Consider the following 16,849-nt stretch of genomic DNA (forward strand, 5'->3'; position numbering starts at 1 on the left):
CCGAAGGACACCACCGCCCCGGAGACCTCGGCAACCGTCACCGGAACCAAGAACGACGCCGGCGAATACATCGACACCGCCACCGTCACCCTCACCGCGACAGACACCGAATCAGGCGTCGCAGGCATCGAATACACCCTCGGCGACGCCGCCTACCAGGCGTACACCACCCCCGTCACCGTCAAGACGACCGGCGCCCACACCCTCACCTACCGCGCCACCGACAAAGCCGGAAACACCTCCACCACCAAAACGGTGACCTTCACCGTCGCCGCTCCGGAGCCGCCGGAGGACAGCACGGCTCCGGAGACCTCGGCGACCGTGACCGGGGTCAGGAACGGGGCCGGGGAGTACGTGGACACGGCCACCGTCACGATCACCGCGTCGGATGCCGAGTCGGGGGTCGCGGGGATCGAGTACGCGCTGGACGGCGCCGCGTACCAGCCGTACACGGCACCGGTCTCGGTGAGCGCCACCGGTCGGCACGAAATGTTCTACCGGGCGGCCGACAAGGCCGGGAACACCTCGGTCGCGCAGTCGGTGACGTTCACCGTCGCCGCCGCTCCGCCGGAGGACGGGACGGCGCCGGAGGTCTCGGCGTCGGTGTCCGGGACGAAGAACGACGCCGGGGAGTACGTGGGCGGCGCGACCGTCACCGTGACGGCCACGGACGCGGAGTCGGGCGTGGCCGGGATCGAGTACTCACTGGACGGCGGACCGTACCTCGCGTACGGCGGACCGGTGGCGATCTCGCGGTCCGGGAGCCACACGGTGCTCTACCGGGCCACCGACAAGGCGGGCAACACGTCCGCCGCGCAGTCGCTGTCGCTCACCGTGGTGGACGGCAACCCGCCGGCGAACTGCCCGGAGACGGACGACCGGGCCACCGTGTTCACCGGTCTCGTCAACACCGGGGTCCCGAACCTCGTCACGGCCGACGGCTGCACGATCAACCAGCTGATCGAGGACCACCGGGCCTGGAAGAACCACGGCGCCTTCGTCAACCACGTCGGCGACGTCGTCAACGCGCTGCGGAAGGAAGGCGTCATCGACCAGCGCGAGTCCGCGGCCATCAAGAAGGCCGCCGCACGGTCCGACGTCGGTGCGCCGGGTCACGGATCCGACGCCCGCTGAGTCGCGCTCCTCGCACCGGGCCCGGCGGGGCGGAGAGTCCGACGACTCCCCCCGCCGGGCCCGGGGCGTGTGCGAACCGGGCGCCGCCGCGGCGGACACGGGGCGGCGCGTGCGGAGCGTGGCGTTTGTCCCGGTCCGGAGAAAAGTCCCGCCCACTCGGCGCATAAGTTTCTTTTACCCAGCGGAGACACAGTGCTACGGTCCGACGGAAGCCGAGCCCGAACGCCGGGCGTGGCGGGCGGCTTTCACCTCGACGGGGGCGGTGTGAGGAGTTCCACGGTCCGACCGGCCAATCTGCATCAGGCCAGGCTGCTGCGCCTGTTGCGCGACCACGGACCGCAGTCGCGGGTCGCGCTGGGCGATCTGGTGGAGTTGTCGCGCTCGAAGCTCGCGTTCGAGATCGAGCGGCTGATGGAGGCCGGACTGATCGTCCCCGACGGTCTGGCCGCCTCGCGCGGGGGCCGTCGTTCGTACAACGTGCGGGTGGCCCCGTCGATGCGTTTCCTCGGTGTGGACATCGGGGCGACCTCGGTCGATGTCGCGGTGACCAACGCGGAGTTGGAGATCCTGGGCCATCTCGCCGCCCCGCTCCATGTGCGCGACGGGCCGGTCGCGGTCTTCGCGCAGGTGCGCGAGCTGGTCGCCGAGCTGCGGCGGACCACGTCGGTGGAGCACTTCGACGGTGCCGGGATCGGTGTTCCGGGGCCGGTCCGGTTCCCGGAGGGCGTTCCCGTGGCGCCGCCGATCATGCCGGGGTGGAACGGTTATCCGGTCCGCGAGGAGATGAGCCGCGAACTGGGCTGCCCGGTCCTCGTCGACAACGACGTGAACCTGATGACGCTGGGCGAGCAGCAGGCGGGCGTGGCCCGTTCGGTGCGGGACTTCCTCTGTGTGAAGCTCGGGACGGGCATCGGCTGCGGCATCGTCGTGGACGGCGAGGTGCGCCGGGGTGTGACGGGCAGCGCCGGGGACATCGGCCATATCCAGGTGGTGGCGGACGGGCCGCGGTGCCTGTGCGGCAACACGGGGTGTCTGGAGGCGTGTTTCAGCGGGCTCGCGCTGGTGCGGGACGCGACGGAGCTGGCCCGCTCGGGCCGTTCGGAGCCGCTGGCCGCCCGGCTCGCGGCGGCGGGGACGCTGAGCGCCGAGGACGTGTCGGCGGCCGCGGCGGCCGGGGACACCGAGGCGCTGGACCTGATCCGCGAGGGCGGCACCCGCACGGGCCATGTGATCGCGGGGCTCGTCAGCTTCTTCAACCCCGGTCTGGTGGTCATCGGCGGTGGGCTCACCGGACTCGGACATCATCTGCTGGCCAGCGTCCGCACCCAGATCTACCGCCAGTCGCTGCCGCTGGCCACCGGGAACCTCCCGATCGTGCTGGGCGAACTCGGCCAGGTCGCCGGGGTCGTGGGCGCCACGCGCCTGATCAGCAACCACGTCTTCTCACCGGCCTGACCGGCCGGCCGCCCCGGGGCGTTCAGGCCGTGGCCTCGCGCAGCGCCCGCCGGCACAGCGCGTCGGCGCGGCGGGTGGTCTCCGGCTGGCGGAAGTCCCGGGCCAGCAGCAGGGTGTGGGCACAGGCGTTGTCCAGGCCGGTGCGGTGTCCGACCGAAACGTACACCGGTTTGGTGCCGTCCTGGGTGCGCAGTGCCCGGCCGACCTCCTCGCCGCCGTCGAGCAGCGGTGACCGGTCCCCGCGCCGGGGCCCCGGCTGCTCGTACGTGAAGGTGAACGGGTTCTTCGCGACGCCGATGACCGGCAGTCCGGTCAGCACGCCCAGATGGCTGGCGAGGCCGAAACGGCGCGGGTGCGCCAGGCCGTAGCCGTCGCAGACGACGAGCCCGGGATCGGCCGGCAGGGATTCCAGGGCGGCCAGCACGGTGGGGATCTCACGGAAGGCGAGGAGTCCGGGCACGTACGGGAAGGTCACCCGGCCGACGGCGGTCGCCTCGGCCACCACCTCCAGGGTCGCGGCGTCCAGGACAACGGCCGCGGCGGCGACCACGTCCCGCTCGTCGTCGTAGGCGACGTCGACCCCCGTCACCCGGCCGGTGCCCGGCTCGGGCCCCGGCTCGTCGAGCACGACACGGGTACGCAGATCGTCCTGGACGGCACGGGCCTCGGCCTCGTCCGCGGGCATCCGGAAAGCAGTCATGGTGACGACCACACTAAGGGCTGTCCGGAGCGCTCCGGTTGGGCGGGCGGAACGCTCCCGTACCGTGGTGATCATGTTCGTACTGGAGTTGTCCTACACCGCCCCGCTCGACCGTGTCGACGCGGTCATGGCGGAGCATGTCGCCTGGCTCGACGCGCAGTACGCGGCCGGGGTGTTCGTGGCGTCGGGGCGGAAGAACCCGCGTGACGGCGGGGTGATCCTCGCCGTGGGGGACGACCGGGAGACGATCGTCCGGCTCACGGAGACGGACCCGTTCGCCGTGCACGGCGTCTGCGCGTACCGGGTCACGGAGTTCATCGCGACGAAGACCTCGGACGCGCTGGCACCGTACCGTCAGCGGGCCTGACCGCTTCTCGTCCGACGAACGCCCGTGCGGCGATCGACGGTCGCGAGCGCCGCCCCGCACATGCCCGGAGACATCGGTCGTCGCGTCTTCCCCTTGGCCCTCATGGCGCTGGAAGCTGGGGCCTGTTGACCCACGAGCCGTGCCCCGTTCAGGGTGCGGGGCGCGGATCGGGGCACCCGAGCAGTCAGCGGCGTGCGGTGCGCGGTGACGCAGCTCACGCCGCGCCCCGGTGCACGGAACCGCGTGTTCGGTCGTCTGTATCAGTGCCGGGAACCGTCCGTCCGGTCGCCAGAGGGAGCAGGTCGTGTCCACCGTTATCGAGCAGTCCGTACAGGCCCGCATGGTCGCATCCGCTCCGCGGATGGAGACGCTTCCCGCCGTGCTGAGCTACGACCCGGCGGATCCGTTCGCCGTGCGCATGGCGTTCCCCGCGCCGGCGACGCTGGAGGGCACGGCGGTGCTCTGGGAATTCTCCCGGGAGCTGCTGGCGGCGGGAATGGACACCCCGGCCGGGCTGGGCGACGTGCGGGTGCGACCCTTCGGCTACGACCGCACGGTGCTGGAGTTCCACGCGGCGGAGGGCATCGCGATGGTGCACGTAAGGACGGACGAGGTGCGCCGGTTCCTGCGGCGCGCGCAGGAACTGGTCCCGGCCGGGGACGAGCACCGCTTCCTCGAACTGGACCGGGATCTGGCGCGGCTGCTGGACGGACCGCGCTGAGCGGTGCGCGCGGAGGCCGGCCGCTCAAATCGGTTGCCCCGCCCCCGGCGCGTCCGTACCGTCGTACGCGTCCCTGTCGTCGCCGATCGGAGCAGGACGTTGTTCGTCTGAGGTCCCGAGACACCGTGTCGCACGCCGTGCCATGTCCTCATGTCCGCGTGCCCGAGTGTGACCTCAGCTCTTCGAGCCGTCCTCCGCGACCTGGGTTTCTCCCTCCACCGTAGGAACATCCCTTCCGTGGAAGGCCCGTGGCCGGTGTCTCGTCCCGTTGCCCACGCCCCTTCCACGCAACCGGGAGATTCCTCGTGTCAACCCCTCTCACCCATATCAGCTGTACCTCCCTCTCCTTCTCCTGGCCGGACGGCACCCAGGTGTTCGACGGCCTCGACCTCACCGTGGGCCCCGGCCGCACCGGACTGATCGGGCTCAACGGCTCGGGCAAGTCCACGCTGCTGCGGCTGGTCACCGGGGAACTCGCGCCGCTGGACGGCCGCGTCACCACGGCCGGCGAAATCGGCTATCTGCCGCAGAATCTGGTCCTGGACACCGCGCTGCGCGTCGACGCGGCCCTCGGCATCGCGGGTACGCGGGCGGCGCTGCACGCCATCGAGGCCGGTGACACCGGCGAGGAGGCGTTCGCCGCCGTCGGCGACGACTGGGACGTGGAGGAGCGGGCGCGGGCCATGCTCGACCAGGTCGGCCTCGGTCGTCTCGGGCTGGACCGCACGGTCGGCGAGATGTCCGGCGGCGAGTGCGTGCTGCTGCGGCTGGCGGCGCTGCTGCTGGCCCGGCCGGACGTCCTGCTGCTGGACGAGCCGACGAACAATCTGGATCTGTACGCCCGCGCCCGGCTGCACGCGGCCGTCGACGCCTGGCACGGGGTGCTCCTCGTCGTCAGCCACGACCGCGAACTGCTGGAGCGGGTCGACCAGATCGCCGATCTGCGGGACTCCTCCGTCACCTGGTACGGCGGGAACCTCTCCGCGTACGAGGAGGCGGTGGCTGTGGAGCAGGAGGCGGCCGAGCGCATGGTGCGGGTCGCCGAGGCCGATGTCCACCGCCAGCGGCGCGAACTCGCCGAGGCCGGCGTCAAACTGGCCCGGCGCAAGCGCTACGGGCAGAAGATGCAGGAGAACAAACGCGAACCGAAGATCGTCATGGGCGCCCGCAGGCGCTCCGCCCAGGAGTCCGCGGGCAAGCACCGCATCCTGCACGCCGAACGGCTGGCCGAGGCCAGGGAGCGCCTGGACCAGGCCGTCGAAGCGGTGCGGGAGGACGAGGAGATCAGGGTGGAGCTGCCGCACACCAAGGTCCCCCCGGGCCGCGAGGTGCTGAGGACGACGGAGCTGGAACTGCTGTACGGGGCGCGGGTCCCGGGCTGGTTCGAGGTCCGCGGCCCCGAGCGGATCGCCCTCGTGGGGCGCAACGGCGCGGGCAAGACGACGCTGCTGCGGACCCTGGCCGGTGAGCTGGCGCCGGTGTCCGGATCGACGTGTGTGCAGGTGCCGGCGCGGTTTCTGCCGCAGCGGCTCGATGTGCTGGACGACAGGCTGAGCGTGGTGGAGAACGTGGCGAGGTTCGCCCCGGAGGCCACGAACAACCGGATCAGGGCGCGACTGGCCCATTTCCTGTTCAAAGGGACGCGCGCGGACAAGGCCGCCGGGACGCTGTCGGGCGGCGAGCGGTTCCGTGCCGCTCTGGCCGCACTGCTGCTGGCGGAGCCGGCGCCTCAGCTGCTGATGCTGGACGAGCCGACGAACAATCTGGACATGGCGAGCGTGCGCCGGCTGACGGCGGCACTCGACGCGTTCGAGGGGGCTCTGATCGTGGCGAGCCACGATGTGCCCTTCCTCGAATCGCTGGGGATCACGCGCTGGCTGCTGCTCGACGACGGACTGCGGACCACGTCGGCCGAGGAGGTGCGCTCGGGGATGTGAGGGGCGGTACGGGGACGGGGGCTCAGGACCCGGACGCGGTCGCGGTCACCGGTGGAGTAAGGCCCAGGCCTTGGTGCCGCCGGAGGCCGTCAGCGCGGGAGTCAGCCCCCAGTCCCCTCCGTGCGCGTCCACCGCGGCGGCCAGCAGCCACATGCTGGCGCTGCGGTGTTCGCGGCACTCCTCCGACCGCTCCGGCGACTCGTGGGCCGGATGCTGGTCGTAGAGGATGATCCGCAGCGCGTCGAACTGCCAGTGGACGCGCAGCAGCATCTCGCGGTCGGGGGTGAACCGGTAGGCGGCCGCGACCAGTTCGGAGGCGGCGAGCACCGCAGTCTCGCGCAGTTCGTCCAGGCCGTGCCGGGTGAGCAGTTCGCTCACGGAGCGGCGGGCGAGACCGGCGCAGAAGGCGCCGCCGGGCAGAGCGAAGGAATAACTCAGGTTGTCCGCCTCCGGCGGGGTGGGGCCCGCCGGCGCGGGGGCCGGAAGGCAACGCAATGCGCCTTTCATCAAGGGGGACTCGTCTTTCTCATACGTGTGGTGACGATCACACAGAGGCGCGGTCGCCCCGTGTGAGACTGGCACTACCGACCGTAGCGTACGACCGGAGCACAGTGCTACTACTTGTGTGGTTCCGGCATTTCGCCACTCCCGCCCCGGAAGGAATCACACCGTGCCACCCCGAAGTACACCTACCGCACGACAACAACGACTCGGGTACGAACTACGCAAGTTGCGCGAGCAGTCGGGGATGACGGCACAGCAGGCAGCGGCGCTGCTAGGCGTGGACCGCACCCGCATCCCCAACATCGAGTCGGGCCGCTTCGGCATCAGCGCCGAACGGGTCCGCACCCTGGCCTTCAACTACGGCTGCCCGGACGCCGGGCTCGTCGACCTGCTCGCCGAGATGGCGACGGAACGGGCCAGGGGCTGGTGGGAGGAGCACCGCGGACTGCTGCTGCCGAGCCTGCTGGACATCGCCGAACTCGAATACCACGCCGTGGAGTTGACGACCGCCACCACGACGCACATCCCCGGCCTGCTGCAGACCGAGGAGCATGCGCGCGCGGTCTTCGACACCGCCGTCCCCCCGCTGCCCCGACCCGATCTGATGGCCCGGCTCTCGCTGCGGCTGCGCCGCCAGGAGGTGCTGGAACGGGACCGCCCGCCGCTGTACGAGACGCTGATCCACGAGGCCGCGCTGCGCATGCAGTTCGGCGGGCCGAAGGTGAGCGGGGCCCAGCTGGAGCACATCCTCCAGCAGTCCGAGCGCGACCGGATCACGGTCCGGGCGATCCCGTTCGCGGCGGGGGGTTTCCCCGGGGCCGGTCAGTCGTTCACCTATGTCGGCGCGGCCGTCCCGCAGCTCGATACCGTGCAGCTCGATTCGTCGCACGGCTCGATCCTGCTGGACGCGGACATGCAACTCAGGCGCTACCGCGGCCTGTTGGAACGGATGCGGGCACTCGCGCTGCCCGTGGAGGAGTCGCGCGACTTCATCCGGCGCATAGCGCAGGACCTATGAGGAGAGAGAGCATGAACGACATCTGCTGGGACGAGGCCTTCTGCAGCGAGGGAGCGAACTGCTTCCGGTTCGGCCTCGACGACCACGGCCGGGCCTACATCGGCTCGACCACCGACACCGCCGCCTACGTCAGCGACTCGGTGGAGGCCCTGCGGGCACTGATCTCCGCCGTGAAGTCCGGAGCGGCGGACCATCTGCTCTGATCCGGCCCGCCCGACCGCGCCCCCCGTGCGCCCGCGCTCCGAGTACGCCGACTGTTCGGAGCTTCCCGCCACTGGGGGCCGGCCCGGCCTCCGCACACTCCCCGTACACAGCTGACCTGGGACGATGACACCGCGTGAGGAGCGGTCGCCGGGATGGGCTTGGCCAGAGCCTTACCCCGGCTTTAACCTACGGTTTCGTAACCTACGAAGCCGTAGGTAATTCTCCCGTCCCCAGGAGCTCCCCGTGACGATCACCTCTGCCCACCTCGGCAGTTCACCGGCGTGGACCGACGCCCAACTGCTGTACGCGCTGGAAGAAGTGGTGGAGAAGGAGCTCAACCGCCATCTCAAGGTCGCCAAGGACTGGATGCCGCACGAGTACGTCCCGTTCTCCGACGGACGCAACTTCCCCGGCGTATTCGAGGACGGCGAGGCCTGGCGGACGGACCAGTCCAAGGTCACGGACATCGGCCGGATCGCCCTGGTGGTGAACCTGCTCACCGAGGACAACCTCCCCAGCTACCACCACGAGATCGCCTCGCTCTTCGGCCGCGACGGCGCCTGGGGCACCTGGGTGCACCGCTGGACGGCCGAGGAGGGCCGCCACGGCATCGTGATGCGGGACTATCTGCTCACCTCCCGCGCCGTGGACCCGGACAAGCTGGAGCAGTTCCGCATGGCGCACATGGCGGAGGGCTTCGAGTCCGACAACCGCCACTCGATGCTGCACTCCGTGGCGTACGTGGCGTTCCAGGAGCTGGCCACCCGGGTCTCGCACCGCAACACCGGCCACCAGTCGGGCGACCCGGTCTGCGACCGGATGCTGGCCCGTATCGCCACCGACGAGAACCTGCACATGGTGTTCTACCGCAACCTCCTGGGCGCGGCCTTCGAGCTCGCCCCGGACCTGACGATGCAGTCCGTGCGCGATGTCGTGGTGAACTTCCGGATGCCCGGACACGGCATGCCCGGCTTCGAGCGGGCCGCCGCGCAGATGGCCATCGGCGAGATCTACAACCTGCGGATCCACCACGACGACGTGATCCAGCCGGTGCTGCGCTATCTGAAGGTGCTCGACATCGACGGCCTCGGCCCGGACGGCCTGCGGGCCCAGGAGGAGCTGGGGCTGTACATGAACGGGCTGGACGGCGAGGCGTCCAAGTTCGACGAGAAGCTGGCCGCCCGCAAGGCCCGGATGGCGGCCCGCGCCCAGGGCTGACCCCGGACACCCCCGAGGGGCCCGTGCCCGGCCGGGCACGGGCCCCTCGGCTCATTCCTCCGCGGTGACCTCCGCGTACGCGGCGTCGCGCACCTCGGCCTCCCGGTGGCGCCGCAGCAGCCGCAGCTGGGTGCGCCAGGGACCGGTCCAGCCGGTGTGCCGGCCGCCCGCCGCGACCAGGCTCACCGCCAGCAGCCCGTGGGCGAGCCGCCCGTCCTCGGCGAGCCGCCCCGCCACCTGGAGCAGACCGGCCGCGCCGTCCTCGCCCCCGGGCACCCGGGCACGCGCGCCGAAACGCGCGGCGGTGCGCGCCGCGAGGGCGGCCCGGCCCGTGTGCAGCCCGGCCAGCCGGTCCAGTGCGGTGTACAGCTCCTCGGGTCCGCTCTGCGGATCCACGGCCTCCACCAGCAGGGCGGCGGCCTGCGGTACGTGGTCGCGGTGGCGGGCGAGCAGTTCGCCGGCGGCGGTCAGAACGGTGCGGTCCGGGGCGCCGAGGGGGGTCCGCGCGCCCAGGACGAGGCGGTTGACCAGGTGGACGGCGCGCTGCCGGGCGGGCCGGTCGCGGTCGCTGTCCGCGTCCTCCACGGCCACCGCGTCCGAGAGCGTCGCGAGGGCCCCCAGAAGGGCCTGCGCGGCCTCCCCGGAGTCTGCGGACGCGGCCCTGGCGAGCGCGCCGGCCGCCGCCTGCCAGGAGCGGCGCCCCAGATCCGTGACGGCGTCCGCCAGGACCGCGCCGAGCGCCGGTTCCCACGGGATCCAGTGGGCGGCGACCCCGTGGGCGGACGCGGCGAGCTCCTCGTCGTCCGTCGCGCACACCTCGCGGACCAGGCGCGCGTATCCGGCGCGGTGCGCCGCGGGGAGGCAGAACGGCCACACGTCCAGCACGGCGGCGCGCAGCACGGCGGGGCCGGACGCGGCCTCGGCGAGCATCCGCCACATCCGTGCGTCGCCCAGCAGGTCCACGGCGGCCGCCACACACGCGGCCCGCACGTCCTCGTGCTGTCCGGGCGCCCCGTACGCCTCGGCGACCAGATCGGCGGCGGTCTCCAGGGGCAGCCGGACCACGGCAAGGCGGACGGCCTCCTTCCGCGCGGTCACCTTTCCGGTGCCGGGGGCCAGCCGGGCCCGCAGCAGCGGTGCCAGCACGGAGGGCCGGACGTTCCGGGAGGCCCGTCCGGCGGCGAAGACGGCGACCCGGGCGCGGTCGTCCCCGCTCAGCGCCAGCAGTTCCGGAAGTACGTCGGTGGCCCGGTCGGTGCGGCCGAGGGCCGTCAGCGCGGCCTCGGCCAGCACGACGTCGTCCGACGCGGCCCACTCCCGTACGGCGTCGGTGCCGAGCGCGGGTATGGAGGCCAGGGCTCCGATCGCGGCGGCGCGGCCGTACAGCGGCAGCTTCTCGTCGCGGGCGGCGCGGCGCAGCGCGCGGGCGGCGGCGCGGTGCTGGCGCGGCACCCAGCGGCGCGCCTCGGGTCCCGGGCGGACGGTCCAGGCAGCGCCGGGGGCGAGGAAGCGGCCGTGCGGCGGCGGGGTGGCGAGCAGCGGATCGAGCAGGTCGGTGCGGACGCGGGTGAGGACGCGCAGCACCTCGGGCACGGTGCCGGCCGAGGCGTCGAGCGCGAGCAGCCGCTCCACCCGCTCGGACCGGGTCGCGGCCGGCTCCAGCCAGAGGGCGACGGCGGTCCGGGCGGTTGCGGCGGTGCCGAAGCGGACCGCCTGCCACAGCAGGTCCTGGAGTTCGGGCAGCCCGGCGGCGCGCCGGCCGAGCGCCCGGGTCAGGGCGAACACGAGCCCGTAGTCGCTCTTCTCCGCGCCCGCCTCCAGCCAGGGCCGCAGCGCGTCGAACACCGCGTGCTCCTGGCCCCGGCGCAGGGTGCGGTCGAGCCGTCCGAGGTCGGCGCCCCCGGTGTTCCCGGAGATGCGCACCAGGGTGCGCAGGGCCCAGCTGACGAGGGCGGGCCGGCCGGTGACGGTGTGCTCGCGCAGCAGCCGCACGGCGAGGGCGGTGAGCGCCTGCCGGGTCGTGTACGAGGAGTCGCGGGCCTCGACGGCGTCGGTGGCGATCCGGTCCAGGGCGGGTGCCGCGGCCTCCGTGAAGAGGGGCGCGGGTACCGTGCTCAGCGCGGTGAGCGCGGCCGAGCGGACCGGGTCCTGTTCGTTGCGCAGCCGGGCCATGTCGTCGAGGAGGACGGCGACGGGGCCGGGCTCCCCGGTGCGTGCGGCGTTGCGGACCAGCAGCGGCCAGGCGAACGCGCGGTCGGCGGCCAGGGGCCGGCGGGTGGCGGCGAGCAGGTCGTCCCAGACCTCGGCCACCGGCAGGTAGGAGCGGGCGAGCAGCACGGTGGACCAGGCCTCGCCCTGCCGTTCGGCCCGTTCGGCGGCGCGGCGGGCCACGTCCGCGACCCCTGCGCGGGGCAGCGCGTCCAGCACGACGGGGTCCACGCCGCGCCGGGCCGGTCCTTGCCCCTCGGTCACCGAGGCGTACAGGGCGGTGCGGCGGCGGGGCGGCAGGGCGGCGAGCAGGCGGGCCAGAGCGCCGGAGTCCTGGGCCAGCGCGCGGGCCAGTTCCACGACGAGCCCGTCGGGCGCGGTGCGGGCCAGCCGGACCAGAGTGCCGCGGCCGAGTACGGGCGCGCCGCCCGTCAGCAGCGGCCGGGTGCCGGGGCGCAGCAGCAGGCGCAGGGTGCGGGCGGGGTCGGCGGCGGCGAGGGTGCCGGCGGCGAGGAGCAGGGGCCGCGGCAGGACGTCGGGGCCGAGGCGTTCGAGGAGGTCGAGGACGCGGTCCGGCCGGACGTGGGCGCAGGCGGCGATGCCGGGCGCGTCGCGCTGCCAGCGCAGGGCGCGCTGGGGGGCCGCGAGGGCGGCGAGCTGCGCGTCGACGACGTCGAGCAGGAGGTCGGGGTGGCTGCGGACGAGGGCGCTCCAGCCGGCCACCGCGTGGAGCAGGTCCGGCAGGAGGGCGGCGGCCGTCGCGGGCGGGCAGGCCGGCAGCAGCAGGGTGGCCGCCTCGTCGCCCCACTCCGCGCGCACCCGGTCGATCAGCCGGGCGGCGAGCGCGCCGCGCCCGTCGGTGACGACGGCCCGGAGCAGCCGGCGCCGCGCGGTGGCGGGCAGGTCGTCCAGGGCCCGTTCGTACGCCTCGTCCGGGACGCCGAGACTCCGCGCCACCCTCAGCGCGTGGCCCTGGACGAAGGGGTCCGGGTCGCCGACGCGGGCGCCGATCCACTCCGTGTCCCCGCCGACGGCGGCCGCGACGACGGCGGTCCCCCGCTCGTAGGGGCCGCCCCCGTCCAGCGCGTCGAGCACGGCGCGCGGCTCTCCCGAGGCGGACAGCGCACGCGCGCGGACCGCGAGTTCGCGCATGCGCGCGGGGTACGGAAGCGGATCGAGCGCGTTCAGCAGGGCTTCGGTCATGGGGGCGATTGTGCCGTGCGGGGGCGGGCGCTCCCCAGCGCTTTACGGACCGTACGCTGTGGCGGGTGAAACCTGTGACCCGCGTGGTGCTCTTCGGGATACCGATAGCGATAGCCGCCTCGATCCTCTTCAACAGCGGCAGCGACTCCGGGCTGCCGGAGGACTCCCCCACCGCCGAATCGTCGGCCGCCGCGTCCGCGGAGCCGGCCGATCCGTACGCCGCCGCGGACGACGGGGAGCGCGCGGAGATGGACGCGCGGGTCGCGAAGATGCCCGCGGGGCTGGCCGCGCCGAAGGAGCGGGAGATCGCCTGGAAGCTGTTCGCCAGTGCGGAGGGCTCCACGCTGGACTGGCGCAGCCAGTACGCCACGATCGAGGACAACAACGACGGGACCGGGTACAACGCCGGGATCGTCGGCTTCTGCTCCGGCACCCACGACATGCTGGCGTTCGTCGAGTCGTTCACGAAGGACCACCCGGACAGTCCGCTGGCGCCGTTCCTCCCGGCGCTGCGGAAGGTCGACGGCACCGCCTCGCACGAGGGTCTCGACCCCGGGTTCACGGCCGCCTGGAAGAAGTCGGCCGAGGACCCGGAGTTCCGCGCCGCGCAGGACCAGGTGCGCGAGCACGACTACTTCGTCCCCGCGGTCCGGCTGGCGAAGCTCGACGGGCTCGGCACCCTGGGCCAGTACATCTACTTCGACGCGATGGTCCTCCAGGGGCCGGGCGCCGGGCCCGACGAGTTCTACGGCATCCGCAAGGCCGCCCTCGCCGAGGCGGACACGGTCGAGGAGGGCGGCGACGAGTCGGTGTACCTGGACGCGTTCCTCGACGCGGCGCGTGCCGTGATGAAGTCGAAGAAGCACCAGCAGGACACCTCGCGCATCGACACCGCCCAGCGCGCGTTCCTCGACGACGGGAACCTGTCCCTGGAGACGCCGCTGACCTGGAAGGTGTACGGCGAGACGTTCCGCCTCCCGTCCTGATCCGGCCCCGGCCGGGCCGCTGCTCAGGCCCGTGCGTCCTGCCGGATCAGTTCGGCGGCCTTCTCGGCGAGGGCGACGGTCGGGGCGTGGGTGTGGCCGCGGGTGATGCGCGGCATCACCGAGGCGTCCACGACCCGCAGCCCGTCCACCCCGCGCACCCGCAGCCGCGGATCGGTGACCGCCGCGTCGTCCTCGCCCATCCGGCAGGTGCCCACGGGGTGGTACAGGGTCTGGGCGGCCTCCCGGATCGATTCCGCGAGGCGGTCGTCGTCGACCGGTCCGGGGTACGGGGCCATCGGCCCCGAGGTGTGCGGGGCCAGCGCCCCCGAGGCGAACAGGGTCTCGGCGCGGCGCACCCCGGCGATCAGCCGGGGCAGGTCGGCCGGGTCGGTCAGGTAACCGGGGTCGATCCGGATGCCGGGGCCGCGGTCCCCGCCGTCGGGGTCCAGGGTGATGCGTCCGCTGCTCCCGGGCTGGAGCAGGACCACACCGATGGTGAGGCCGTGCTCGGTCGGGGCGGTCAGCCCGTGCTCGATGAAGGGGGCCGGGGCGAAGATCAGTTCCAGGTCGGGGGCGGCGAGGGCCGGATCGCTGCGCACGAAGGCGACGGCCTCGGCGAGGTTCGAGGTGAGCGGTCCGCGCCGGGCCAGCAGATAGCGGGCGATGTTGGCCGGGGTGTCGGCGCCGGTCAGGGTCACCGGGCGCGGGCAGTGCAGGGTCACCGCGTACGACAGATGGTCCTGGAGGTTGCGGCCGACGTCGGGCGAGGCGGCCAGCACCTCGATCCCGGCCCGTCCCAGGTCCTCGGGGTCGCCGATGCCGGAGCGCATCAGCAGGTGCGGGGAGCCGACGGCGCCGGCGCTGAGGAGGACTTCGCGGCGGGCCGTGAGGGTGGCGGGGCCGGTGCCCGTGGTGCGGACGCCGACGGCCCGGGTGCCGTCGAAGGCGAGGGCGGTGACCCGGGTGCCGGTGAGGACGTCCAGGTTGGGGCGGCGGGCGGCCGGTTTGAGGTAGCCGTCCGCCGCGCTCCAGCGGCGGCCGCGGCGCTGGTTGACCGGGGTCATGGCCACGCCGCTGTGGTCGGGCGCGTTCAGTTCGGGCAGCAGCGGCAGTCCGTCGTCCTGGCAGGCGTCGAGGAAGTGGCCGGTCAGATCGGAGGGGGCGCGCGGCGGTGAGACGAAGAGCGGGCCCTCGGTGCCGTACACGGTGCCGTGCCCGGTGGGCCCGGTCCAGTGCTCGGCGCGCCGGAAGTACGGGACGAACGCCTCGTGGCCCCATTCGGCTCCGGCGGCACGGGCCCAGGCGTCGTAGTCGTCGCGGTGGCCGCGTACCCACATCATGGCGTTGACCGAGGACGAGCCGCCCAGGGTGTGGCCGCGCGGCCAGAACAGCTCCCGGCCGCCGAGCGCGGGCTGCTCGGCCGTGGTGAAGTCCCAGTCGTAGGCCGTCTTGAAGAGCTTGGGGAAGGCGGCGGGGATCCGGATCTCCGTGCCGCGGTCGGGGCCGCCGGACTCGATGAGCGCGACCCGGACGGTGGGGTCCTCGGACAGTCGCGCCGCCAGCACGCAGCCGGCCGATCCGGCTCCGACGACGATGTAGTCGTACTCGCTCAACTCGGCTTCTCCTCGCGGTCGTCGCGGGCCGCCGGTGCGGCCGGGGACCCGCGGGACGATGTACGGAAGGCCGAAGTCTCGCACGGGCGGGTGCGGTTCACACCCGCCCGGTGCGCGCGGCGGAGCGGATCAGGCGTTGGTCACTCTGCGCAGTTGGTCGCGCTCCTTCTCGGAGAGACCGCCCCAGACGCCGAAGCGCTCGTCGTTGTCGAGTGCGTACTCCAGACAGGCCTGGCGTCCTTCGCAGGCGTTGCAGAGCTGCTTGGCCTCACGGGTGGAGCTGCCGGGGGCGGGGAAGAAGAACTCGGGCCCGGTCTGCGCGCACAGCGCCGTCTCCTGCCAGGCGCGAGCGGGGTCGGCCGCGGTGTTGATCAGCATGGGCCATACAGTGCCGTGCCGCGATAAACGACTGATCAACGATCCATGGCGCGTCGCCGGGAACGGGCGATGGGCCTCCCGTGGGCCGGAGGCGCACCGGGTGGGCCCCGTGCGCCTCCGGCCGCGGCTCAGCGGGTGACGCCGAGGGCCGGGAGCACCGTCTCCGCGACCCGGTAGGCCTCCTCCAGCAGCGGGTTGCCGGAGAGGATGAAGGTGTCGACACCCAGGTCCTCGAACTCCTTCAGCCGCTCCACGACCTGGGCCGTCGAGCCGACCACGGCGGTGCCGGGACCCGGCCGGAACAGGCTCATGCCCGGCCACATGTTCGGGTGGACCTCCAGTTCGCGGGCGCGGGCGGGAACCCTGCCGCCGTGCTGGCGGAACTGCCGCTGCCAGCCCACCCCGTCCTCGCCGGCCCGGTCGCCGAGCTGCCGGGCGTACGTCGCCTCGCTCGTGACGTCGAGAAGCCGGTCGGCTGCGGCCCACGCCTCGTCCTCGGTGTCGCGGACGATCAGGTGCAGCCGCAGCCCGATGCGGAGGGTCCGGCCGTACGCGGCGGCCCTGGCCCGCACCTTGGCGAGCTTCTCCTTCAGCAGATGGGGCGGCTCGCCCCAGGTGAGGAAGACGTCGACGTGTTCGGCCGCCATCTCGATGCCGGGGTCCGAGGAGCCGCCGAACCAGAGCGGGACCGGTCCGTCCTGCACGGGTTTCAGCTCCCTGAAGGAGGCCCCGGCGTTCTTCAGGTCGTAGAAGCGGCCCTTGTGGTCGAAGACCTCGCCGGCCGTGAGCCGCTTCACGATCGACCAGTACTCGGCGCTCAGTTCGTACCGCTCGTCGTGCTCCACGTGGAGTCCGTACTCCCGCAGGGCCTGGGTGGACCCGTTCACCACGTTGAAGCGGAGCCGGCCGCCGAAGAGCGTGTCGAAGCTGAGGGCCATCTTGGCCAGCAACGTCGGCGCGATCAGTCCTGGGTGGACGGCGAGCAGCGGCTTGAACCGGGTGCTGGTGGAGGCGGCGAGCGCGCTGCCGAGCGGCCAGACGTCGTAGAGGTCGGTGGCCAGCAGCGCCCCGCTGTAGCCGAGCCGTTCGACGGTGCCGGCGAGCTGGGTCAGATAGCCGAGGTCGACCGGGCGTCTGCCCTCGGGTTCCCAGGGATAGGCGCCCTCGCGCGGGATGACGTACCAGAGGACTTCTGTCGCCATG

15 protein-coding genes are annotated in these 16,849 nt (G+C 73.0%); 9 read left to right on the forward strand and 6 right to left on the reverse strand.

The window, feature by feature from the left end:
* Together ACFVDM_RS14725 and ACFVDM_RS14730 are read left to right on the forward strand one after the other, a co-directional pair.
* Positions 1 to 1,134, forward strand: a 1,134-nt coding sequence (locus ACFVDM_RS14725) for an OmpL47-type beta-barrel domain-containing protein (protein ID WP_383638312.1), incomplete at its 5' end; no start/stop codon positions are given.
* 264 nt (positions 1,135 to 1,398) lie between these two features.
* Positions 1,399 to 2,589 carry an ROK family protein gene (locus ACFVDM_RS14730; protein ID WP_383638315.1) on the forward strand — a complete coding sequence of 397 codons (1,191 nt, stop codon included), beginning with the start codon at positions 1,399 to 1,401 and terminating at the stop codon, positions 2,587 to 2,589.
* A gap of 22 nt (positions 2,590 to 2,611) precedes the next feature.
* Here the strand turns inward: ACFVDM_RS14730 and ACFVDM_RS14735 are convergent, their stop codons facing one another.
* Positions 2,612 to 3,289: an endonuclease V gene (locus ACFVDM_RS14735; protein ID WP_383638318.1), complete on the reverse strand. Its 678-nt coding sequence runs from the start codon at positions 3,287 to 3,289 to the stop codon at positions 2,612 to 2,614.
* 73 nt (positions 3,290 to 3,362) lie between these two features.
* Here ACFVDM_RS14735 and ACFVDM_RS14740 point away from each other — a divergent pair, with 73 nt between their 5' ends.
* The 3 genes from ACFVDM_RS14740 (at position 3,363) to ACFVDM_RS14750 (ending at position 6,314) form a co-directional block, all read left to right on the forward strand.
* Positions 3,363 to 3,656: a YciI family protein gene (locus tag ACFVDM_RS14740; protein ID WP_383638321.1), complete on the forward strand. Its 294-nt coding sequence runs from the start codon at positions 3,363 to 3,365 to the stop codon at positions 3,654 to 3,656.
* A gap of 304 nt (positions 3,657 to 3,960) precedes the next feature.
* A complete protein-coding gene (locus ACFVDM_RS14745) occupies positions 3,961 to 4,377 on the forward strand; it encodes an SsgA family sporulation/cell division regulator (RefSeq protein WP_383638324.1) in 417 nt (138 codons plus the stop codon).
* 305 nt (positions 4,378 to 4,682) lie between these two features.
* Complete coding sequence (locus tag ACFVDM_RS14750; RefSeq protein WP_383638327.1) at positions 4,683 to 6,314, forward strand: ABC-F family ATP-binding cassette domain-containing protein; 1,632 nt, start codon at positions 4,683 to 4,685, stop codon at positions 6,312 to 6,314.
* A gap of 45 nt (positions 6,315 to 6,359) precedes the next feature.
* Here ACFVDM_RS14750 and ACFVDM_RS14755 read toward each other — a convergent pair whose 3' ends face one another.
* Complete coding sequence (locus tag ACFVDM_RS14755; protein ID WP_383638330.1) at positions 6,360 to 6,809, reverse strand: ATP-binding protein; 450 nt, start codon at positions 6,807 to 6,809, stop codon at positions 6,360 to 6,362.
* 175 nt (positions 6,810 to 6,984) lie between these two features.
* Between ACFVDM_RS14755 and ACFVDM_RS14760 the strand changes: the two genes are divergently transcribed.
* The 3 genes from ACFVDM_RS14760 to ACFVDM_RS14770 all read left to right on the forward strand — a co-directional run bounded on the left by ACFVDM_RS14760 (position 6,985) and on the right by ACFVDM_RS14770 (position 9,258).
* A complete protein-coding gene (locus tag ACFVDM_RS14760) occupies positions 6,985 to 7,836 on the forward strand; it encodes a helix-turn-helix transcriptional regulator (RefSeq protein WP_383638333.1) in 852 nt (283 codons plus the stop codon).
* An 11-nt stretch (positions 7,837 to 7,847) separates the two neighbouring features.
* Positions 7,848 to 8,039: a hypothetical protein gene (locus tag ACFVDM_RS14765; RefSeq protein WP_383638336.1), complete on the forward strand. Its 192-nt coding sequence runs from the start codon at positions 7,848 to 7,850 to the stop codon at positions 8,037 to 8,039.
* Between the two features lie 244 nt (positions 8,040 to 8,283).
* Positions 8,284 to 9,258 carry an acyl-ACP desaturase gene (locus ACFVDM_RS14770; protein ID WP_383638339.1) on the forward strand — a complete coding sequence of 325 codons (975 nt, stop codon included), beginning with the start codon at positions 8,284 to 8,286 and terminating at the stop codon, positions 9,256 to 9,258.
* A gap of 51 nt (positions 9,259 to 9,309) precedes the next feature.
* Here the strand turns inward: ACFVDM_RS14770 and ACFVDM_RS14775 are convergent, their stop codons facing one another.
* Positions 9,310 to 12,669 (reverse strand): hypothetical protein, encoded by a 3,360-nt coding sequence (locus ACFVDM_RS14775; protein ID WP_383638342.1) that lies wholly within the window; start codon positions 12,667 to 12,669, stop codon positions 9,310 to 9,312.
* 74 nt (positions 12,670 to 12,743) lie between these two features.
* Between ACFVDM_RS14775 and ACFVDM_RS14780 the strand changes: the two genes are divergently transcribed.
* The gene (locus ACFVDM_RS14780; protein ID WP_383639150.1) at positions 12,744 to 13,655 is read left to right on the forward strand and encodes a chitosanase; all 912 of its coding nucleotides are present in this window, start codon (positions 12,744 to 12,746) and stop codon (positions 13,653 to 13,655) included.
* Between the two features lie 23 nt (positions 13,656 to 13,678).
* On the opposite strand, the gene ACFVDM_RS14785 is transcribed toward ACFVDM_RS14780, so the two are convergent.
* The 3 genes from ACFVDM_RS14785 to ACFVDM_RS14795 all read right to left on the reverse strand — a co-directional run bounded on the left by ACFVDM_RS14785 (position 13,679) and on the right by ACFVDM_RS14795 (position 16,848).
* Entirely contained in the window at positions 13,679 to 15,268 is a 1,590-nt protein-coding gene (locus ACFVDM_RS14785; protein WP_383638345.1) for a GMC family oxidoreductase, read from the reverse strand.
* A 129-nt stretch (positions 15,269 to 15,397) separates the two neighbouring features.
* Complete coding sequence (locus ACFVDM_RS14790) at positions 15,398 to 15,646, reverse strand: WhiB family transcriptional regulator (RefSeq protein WP_383638348.1); 249 nt, start codon at positions 15,644 to 15,646, stop codon at positions 15,398 to 15,400.
* Between the two features lie 128 nt (positions 15,647 to 15,774).
* The gene (locus tag ACFVDM_RS14795; protein ID WP_383638351.1) at positions 15,775 to 16,848 is read right to left on the reverse strand and encodes an LLM class flavin-dependent oxidoreductase; all 1,074 of its coding nucleotides are present in this window, start codon (positions 16,846 to 16,848) and stop codon (positions 15,775 to 15,777) included.
* Between the last annotated feature and the right edge of the window lies 1 nt (position 16,849).

The sequence above is a fragment of the Streptomyces sp. NPDC057682 genome (assembly GCF_042799575.1).
Taxonomy (GTDB): Bacteria; Actinomycetota; Actinomycetes; order Streptomycetales; family Streptomycetaceae; genus Streptomyces.